The sequence below is a fragment of the uncultured Nostoc sp. genome (assembly GCF_964245575.1).
Taxonomy (GTDB): domain Bacteria; phylum Cyanobacteriota; class Cyanobacteriia; order Cyanobacteriales; family Nostocaceae; genus Nostoc.
In genome coordinates this window covers 1-5,365 of record NZ_CAXTNP010000397.1, presented here as the reverse complement: position 1 = coordinate 5,365, position 5,365 = coordinate 1, and the positions used below count along the sequence as shown (strand labels likewise).

Sequence of the window (5,365 nt, the reverse complement as noted above, 5' to 3'; positions counted from 1 at the left end):
GTAGGTAAGGTGAATTGAAGCTTTACTCAATTTCAGTTTCTCCAGACGCTCGAACGTCGCTATCACCTTGTACGGTTTGGATAACTGATTCCAGACGATAACCAGCCTCACGCATATAATATCCAGCCGCGCCCAGGTCTTCAAACACGCTGTCAAATTGGGGATGGGTTTGTGGAAAAATCTTTCTCAGGCGATCGCTAATTCCTGAGAGTTCTTGTTGAATTGCGATTAGTTCTTGAGTATCATCATCCATACTTACTTACTTACCACAAAGATAACTGCCCCGGTGAAACATTAGACTTACCGCCTCTATGGTATAAAAGGTGACAAGCGCTGCACAGAGCTATAAGGTTGCCTCTGTGATTATTTGCTGGATTTCTGTCCCAATGGTGTACCTGTAGCGTGTACACCCTGCGTTTTGAGCGTGTAAGTTTTGCTGTGTTTTCTCCTGGGGGGATGCACTGTAACCCGCACTTTTGGCAACGCCACTGGGCTTGTTGCTTAATTGCAGTGGCAAGTTCTGACCAATTGTCTGGGTACAGAGAATGGGTGAACGTCATTGTCAGTTAAATATTGCGGAGCTTCTAAAATTTTAATGTTTATTTAGCGCTGAGAATTTATGCCAATTCATCTGTTCTACGATTGCTAATCACAAAATTATCCAAATTAGCCAACACAGATTCTAAATCATGATTTGTTTCTTGCAACAACTCAGCCAGTGATTTTTCATTAACTTTTATGTCTTCTAGCTGGCACATTTGTTGGTTGAGTAGATAAAACACAATCTTGACCATTGATGGTTTGCGGGAATGCTCATGGCAAGCTGAGATATTAGGGCATTTATAGTCAACACCTGTCATTTGACGACAATCTAAACCCATAGGACAGTACATACTACTATTTATTGAGGTGTTTATACTTTATATAAAATATTAATTTTGTCCTTCCAAAAGCTTCTTGCCTTTAGCAATGTAAGGGGCGATCGCTCTTAAGGCGGGCGCTTCCGCCATCGCACACCTTCATCTGGGACTGAGCGATCGCACCCTCATCACTCCTCATCATCCGGCAAATACAACCCACTGCTATCAGTCGGCCTAGCATGGAGATACATTTCAGTGATGGCTACTGAACTATGCCCCAGCGTTTTCTGTAACAAGTGTATCGGCGCTCCCCGGTCGAGACTGTGGGAAGCGTGACTATGCCTAAGCCAGTGGGGACTAACATTGCCCTCAATAAGAGCGCGTTTGGCAGCATTTTTCACAATATGAAATACCATACTGCGACACAGATGACCGCCTTTACCAGATACAAACACTGGGTCATCGTGTTTGGCGTAACCCTTTAAAGAGTTAATCTCTCGCCAAATACCAGCACCCACTAGCACAGTTCTGGTTTTATCACCTTTACCAAATACTGTGATTTGACCCCCATCACCACGGCTTTTGAGGTCACGCCATTTTAAGCCACACAGTTCCGATACCCGTAAACCAGCAAAGTAAAGTAAACGAACGATACTGCGATCGCGTCCATTCGTGGTGGAATTTATCAGTAATTGTACTTCCTCTTGGGTGAGAATTCTTTCTGCCAATCGGTTATGAGCCTTGGGTGACTTGATTAACACTCCCAAGTTAGCCGATATCACCCCCAACTGTTTAGCAAAGGAGAACAGGCTTTTAATTGCCCCCACTGCTACCCGCTTGCTGTTGTCAGAACTACTTAGTGTCATCACCCACAATTGAAAATCCATGAGGGTGCAATCCGAGAGGGGCTTATTGACATGAGAAAAAAACCGCTCGGCATAGCGACGGTAGCCGTCAACGGTGTTTTTGCTTTTACCGTGCAGCCAAAGGTCAATGAGTTCGGTGTTAGTGAGCGGTTGTGTATTCAACATTGCCCATTCTTATGTTGAATGCTCCTTCATTAAACCCTATTGGGGGGACAGTGGCAGTTATTTTACTGGGTGGTAAAGTCCGTCTTTTTTATGAAACTCCCATCCCAAGCCCCTTGGGTCACGATTACGAGTCCAACTGATAAATTCTTTGGGGGTGAGTTTTTCTTTTTCACTCGTAAGGCTTGAAGGAGTTAAACCTAGTCGCGGTGCTAAGTTTTCAGGAGGTAATGCAAGGAGTTCAACTTGGGGCTGTTGGTGTGGGTACGCTTGTTTTCGAGGTCTAGCTTGACTGTTGTATCTGTTTGATGAAATAGCCCGTTCCAGGAGTTCCAGCTTCTTGGTTATTACGTCGAGCTTGGTTTCTAGCTTCTCCTCTAGCTGCAAAACTGATTTACTGCTAGGCGCAACATCGATATCAATATTGCTATCAAACTGAGATATTAATTCCTCTAAGCCTTGCAGCAAGGCAATTGTATGTCCCTCTCTGTGCAGCTGGGATAATTGGCGTACTACTGGAATTAAAGCACTGGGCACGCGAATCATTTCGCTTGGTGGGGTCTTGTGATCAGGCATTTGATATCAATTTTGATAGCAATGAACTGATTGTAAAGTGAAAAGCGATGTCTACGACGGGCTATGACGCTCCTGCGTCGCTAACGCTACGCTATCGGTGTCGCTATTTACAAGCGTTCGCCTTTGGCGTCTCGTAGAGAGGAAATTTGAGCAACAGAGTGTAGTTTACCGCCGCAGGCATCGCCTGATTGTGATGGATTTCCTCGCTGTCATCAGCATTTACAAGCGACCTAACAGTGTGTCAAGAAGAGAGGAAACATCAGCGAAATATCAGCGTCATAAGTAATTGATTATACATTATATAATAGAGCTATTATTTTTACATTATTTGTTAGGAACTGAAAAAGGTTGTATGAAACTAGTTAAAAAAGTTTTAGCAATATGTTTTTTATTATTTGGCATTCCCTTTTCTGCTGTGATGATTCTAGAAATTCTCAATCCCAAAACTCCCGCTCAAGAAAAAGAAAATGATGTAGCTGCTTTAACTATTCTTACTATTCCGTCAACCATTCTAGGAGGCTGGTTGAGTTGGTCTTTAGTACAGCAGAATCGAAAGGAAAAAGCATTACTTCTGGAATCAGAACAAAAGCGGATTCAGTTAGTGTTATTAGAATTAATTGAGCAAAATGCTGGCAGAATAACGGTATTGCAACTGGCGAAAAATGCTGAAATATCAACCCAGTTAGCTAAACAATATTTAGATGAGAAAGCCTTGGAACTTAATGCTGATTTTGAAGTAAATGAAGAGGGAAATGTTTTGTATCATTTCTCTTGACACACTATACAGTATCATCCATCCAACCGCACTCTGAATTTTGACAATCCCAATGCACCCGCGCCGACCAGTCGCGATCAAACTCATACCCGCACTGGGGACACTTGCCAGTAAACATAGGATGGGTATCTAGCAGTTCTAGCTGTTGCTGTTGCGTCAATCGCTGCTGTGGTTGCAGTATTAATTCACCGTTGTAGTAGCTTGTCCCCTCCGGTTGCCATAGCTCCTCTGCTTCGGCGTTGGGGTCAAGTCGAAAGTCCAAGCAGCTATCCCCCTGTGGCCCTGCTGGGTGAACGGCACAGACTATGTGGGGATTGTGGGGATTAAGGAGACAGCGATCACACTCTTGGATTTTTGGCATATCACCAGTTTATCCAGCACAGGTAGCGATGCCTATGGTAAATGCTTGCCTACGCACTCCCAATTTTTCCTCTAAGAATTATTTAGGGTGAGGCGATCGCCTGCGTTTGCCCTGTTGTGGATGGAGTGCTGATTGCTGATTATCTGAGTTGACACAACATTGACATTTTAATGACATATCTAAAAAGTACACAGTCAATTATAATTTTAAAAAATCCCCATAATTTCTGTCTAGTAACTACGCTGGTCAAAAATCTGATATTGCTTAATCAAGTATTAACCAAGCTAGTGCTATTACAGGTTTTTTTAGATAACTTAAAAAATAAATATAAGGTGAAAGTGAAAGTTTTTAAGATATATAAAATTAGTATAGTTTCGGTATTGCTAGCTACACCCTTATGTGTTTTTCCTCTGAGAATACTTGCACAAACTCCTAATCTGGAACAGCCAGCAGTTATTGTTAATAGTGGTTCTACAAATACCTGTAAGTATAAAATTCGTGTATTGCCATCAGGAAAGGCAATTTATACTGTTTGCAACAGAAAAGGTGCAGGTGAAATCAAAGTAAATACAGCTACGAAATTTTTCAATGATATTTCAGCAGCGAAACCGCTGTCAAAATTACCGTACAAACCATGTGGGAAATCTGTTTCATTCGGTACGTCAACTCAAGTCAGGTATCAAGGGCAGGAATCTCCAGATGTTAGCTGTCCAAGTAATGATTTGAGAGTGATAAATCTATATGATGACGCCAAAAGTATTCAACAGGAATTGAACTTTTCAACTGCCAAAAATCAATTGTCAAATTGAGCTATGAACACAGGGTAAACCGCACAGACGATGTGGGGGTTATGTGAGTAAAGAAGACGCGTAGGTGCAGCCCCTTAAAGTAGACATCGCTCCCATTTGGGCTAGAACTGAAAACCTTATCACTCTCCATCCTTAACCTCTAACTGATAAATCCGCATCGATGGATGTTCGTCCATCATCCGCCAGTAATAGCCTTTGGGCGGCGACGACACCCTACCACCGCAACGGTACAAAAAGATTGGCTCACCAGAGCGCACAACTTTTTTAATTTTCTGCTCTAGTAGGATGTCTGGGTTATCGCTGTCGTACCAAATAATGTGCGACTTTCCTTCATATCCAGCCGCCATTAAACTAGCAAACAGCCACTCCATCAGCGATTGAATCTGCTGTTGCTCAACACGAGAGTTTAGTTGCCCGTAGCAATCAATAGTTGGCTGGGCTGGTTTGGGTTTGAGGAAGCTTAAGAATTTCATGACGGTGAGAAACGCAACTATTACCAGGGTTCCCAAATTCAGGTTGCGATCGCGGATAAATGTTTCAATCCCGCGAACGGGTTTCATTTATTTGAAAGCCAGCAGCACAAGCAGCGCTTGGTGGAATTAGGGGGTTTCAATCCCGCGAACGGGTTTCATTTATTTGAAAGGTATAATACGTCCGTTCTCCAGTGCGGTAATTTATGTGTTTCAATCCCGCGAACGGGTTTCATTTATTTGAAAGGATTAGAGGAAAGTCGTTATGATTGAGCGGGGTGGAAGTTTCAATCCCGCGAACGGGTTTCATTTATTTGAAAGCGTTAAGGCAATGTCCGGTAAAAGCAGTTTAGCATTAGTTTCAATCCCGCGAACGGGTTTCATTTATTTGAAAGAAATAATGCGGTATTAAATCAAGGATTAAGTTGTGCTGTTTCAATCCCGCGAACGGGTTTCATTTATTTGAAAGTTTATGCAGAGTACTTC

General features: G+C 42.7%; 8 protein-coding genes and 1 CRISPR repeat array. Of the genes, 2 read left to right on the top strand and 6 right to left on the bottom strand.

All coding sequences use genetic code 11. The features are described 5' to 3' along the window. Positions 1-22: 22 nt before the first annotated feature. From ACFFAP_RS35405 to ACFFAP_RS35390, 4 genes are all read right to left on the bottom strand, one after another. The gene (locus ACFFAP_RS35405; protein ID WP_375515591.1) at positions 23-253 is read right to left on the bottom strand and encodes a hypothetical protein; all 231 of its coding nucleotides are present in this window, start codon (positions 251-253) and stop codon (positions 23-25) included. Between the two features lie 364 nt (positions 254-617). Next, positions 618-893 (bottom strand): hypothetical protein, encoded by a 276-nt coding sequence (locus tag ACFFAP_RS35400; RefSeq protein ID WP_375515590.1) that lies wholly within the window; start codon positions 891-893, stop codon positions 618-620. A gap of 155 nt (positions 894-1,048) precedes the next feature. Next, positions 1,049-1,891 carry a tyrosine-type recombinase/integrase gene (locus ACFFAP_RS35395; RefSeq protein ID WP_375515589.1) on the bottom strand — a complete coding sequence of 281 codons (843 nt, stop codon included), beginning with the start codon at positions 1,889-1,891 and terminating at the stop codon, positions 1,049-1,051. Positions 1,892-1,948: 57 nt separating this feature from the next. Next, positions 1,949-2,464: a hypothetical protein gene (locus ACFFAP_RS35390; protein ID WP_375515588.1), complete on the bottom strand. Its 516-nt coding sequence runs from the start codon at positions 2,462-2,464 to the stop codon at positions 1,949-1,951. 352 nt (positions 2,465-2,816) lie between these two features. Between ACFFAP_RS35390 and ACFFAP_RS35385 the strand changes: the two genes are divergently transcribed. Further along, on the top strand, positions 2,817-3,239 hold the full coding sequence (locus ACFFAP_RS35385; protein ID WP_375515587.1) for a hypothetical protein: 423 nt from the start codon (positions 2,817-2,819) through the stop codon (positions 3,237-3,239). A gap of 4 nt (positions 3,240-3,243) precedes the next feature. On the opposite strand, the gene ACFFAP_RS35380 is transcribed toward ACFFAP_RS35385, so the two are convergent. Further along, positions 3,244-3,600: a hypothetical protein gene (locus ACFFAP_RS35380; protein ID WP_375515586.1), complete on the bottom strand. Its 357-nt coding sequence runs from the start codon at positions 3,598-3,600 to the stop codon at positions 3,244-3,246. A 260-nt stretch (positions 3,601-3,860) separates the two neighbouring features. Here ACFFAP_RS35380 and ACFFAP_RS35375 point away from each other — a divergent pair, with 260 nt between their 5' ends. Then, positions 3,861-4,409, top strand: a complete 549-nt coding sequence (locus tag ACFFAP_RS35375; protein ID WP_375515585.1) for a hypothetical protein — start codon at positions 3,861-3,863, stop codon at positions 4,407-4,409. A gap of 119 nt (positions 4,410-4,528) precedes the next feature. Here the strand turns inward: ACFFAP_RS35375 and ACFFAP_RS35370 are convergent, their stop codons facing one another. Then, a complete protein-coding gene (locus ACFFAP_RS35370) occupies positions 4,529-4,882 on the bottom strand; it encodes a hypothetical protein (RefSeq protein ID WP_375515584.1) in 354 nt (117 codons plus the stop codon). Between the two features lie 61 nt (positions 4,883-4,943). Then, positions 4,944-5,348: a CRISPR direct-repeat array (repeat unit 37 nt; unit sequence GTTTCAATCCCGCGAACGGGTTTCATTTATTTGAAAG). Between the last annotated feature and the right edge of the window lie 17 nt (positions 5,349-5,365).

Coding starts and splice junctions, on each gene's coding strand:
- ACFFAP_RS35405 (WP_375515591.1), bottom strand. CDS start 253: ATGGATGATGATACTCAAGAACTAATCGCAATTCAACAAGAACTCTCA.
- ACFFAP_RS35400 (WP_375515590.1), bottom strand. CDS start 893: ATGTACTGTCCTATGGGTTTAGATTGTCGTCAAATGACAGGTGTTGAC.
- ACFFAP_RS35395 (WP_375515589.1), bottom strand. CDS start 1,891: ATGTTGAATACACAACCGCTCACTAACACCGAACTCATTGACCTTTGG.
- ACFFAP_RS35390 (WP_375515588.1), bottom strand. CDS start 2,464: ATGCCTGATCACAAGACCCCACCAAGCGAAATGATTCGCGTGCCCAGT.
- ACFFAP_RS35385 (WP_375515587.1), top strand. CDS start 2,817: ATGAAACTAGTTAAAAAAGTTTTAGCAATATGTTTTTTATTATTTGGC.
- ACFFAP_RS35380 (WP_375515586.1), bottom strand. CDS start 3,600: ATGCCAAAAATCCAAGAGTGTGATCGCTGTCTCCTTAATCCCCACAAT.
- ACFFAP_RS35370 (WP_375515584.1), bottom strand. CDS start 4,882: ATGAAATTCTTAAGCTTCCTCAAACCCAAACCAGCCCAGCCAACTATT.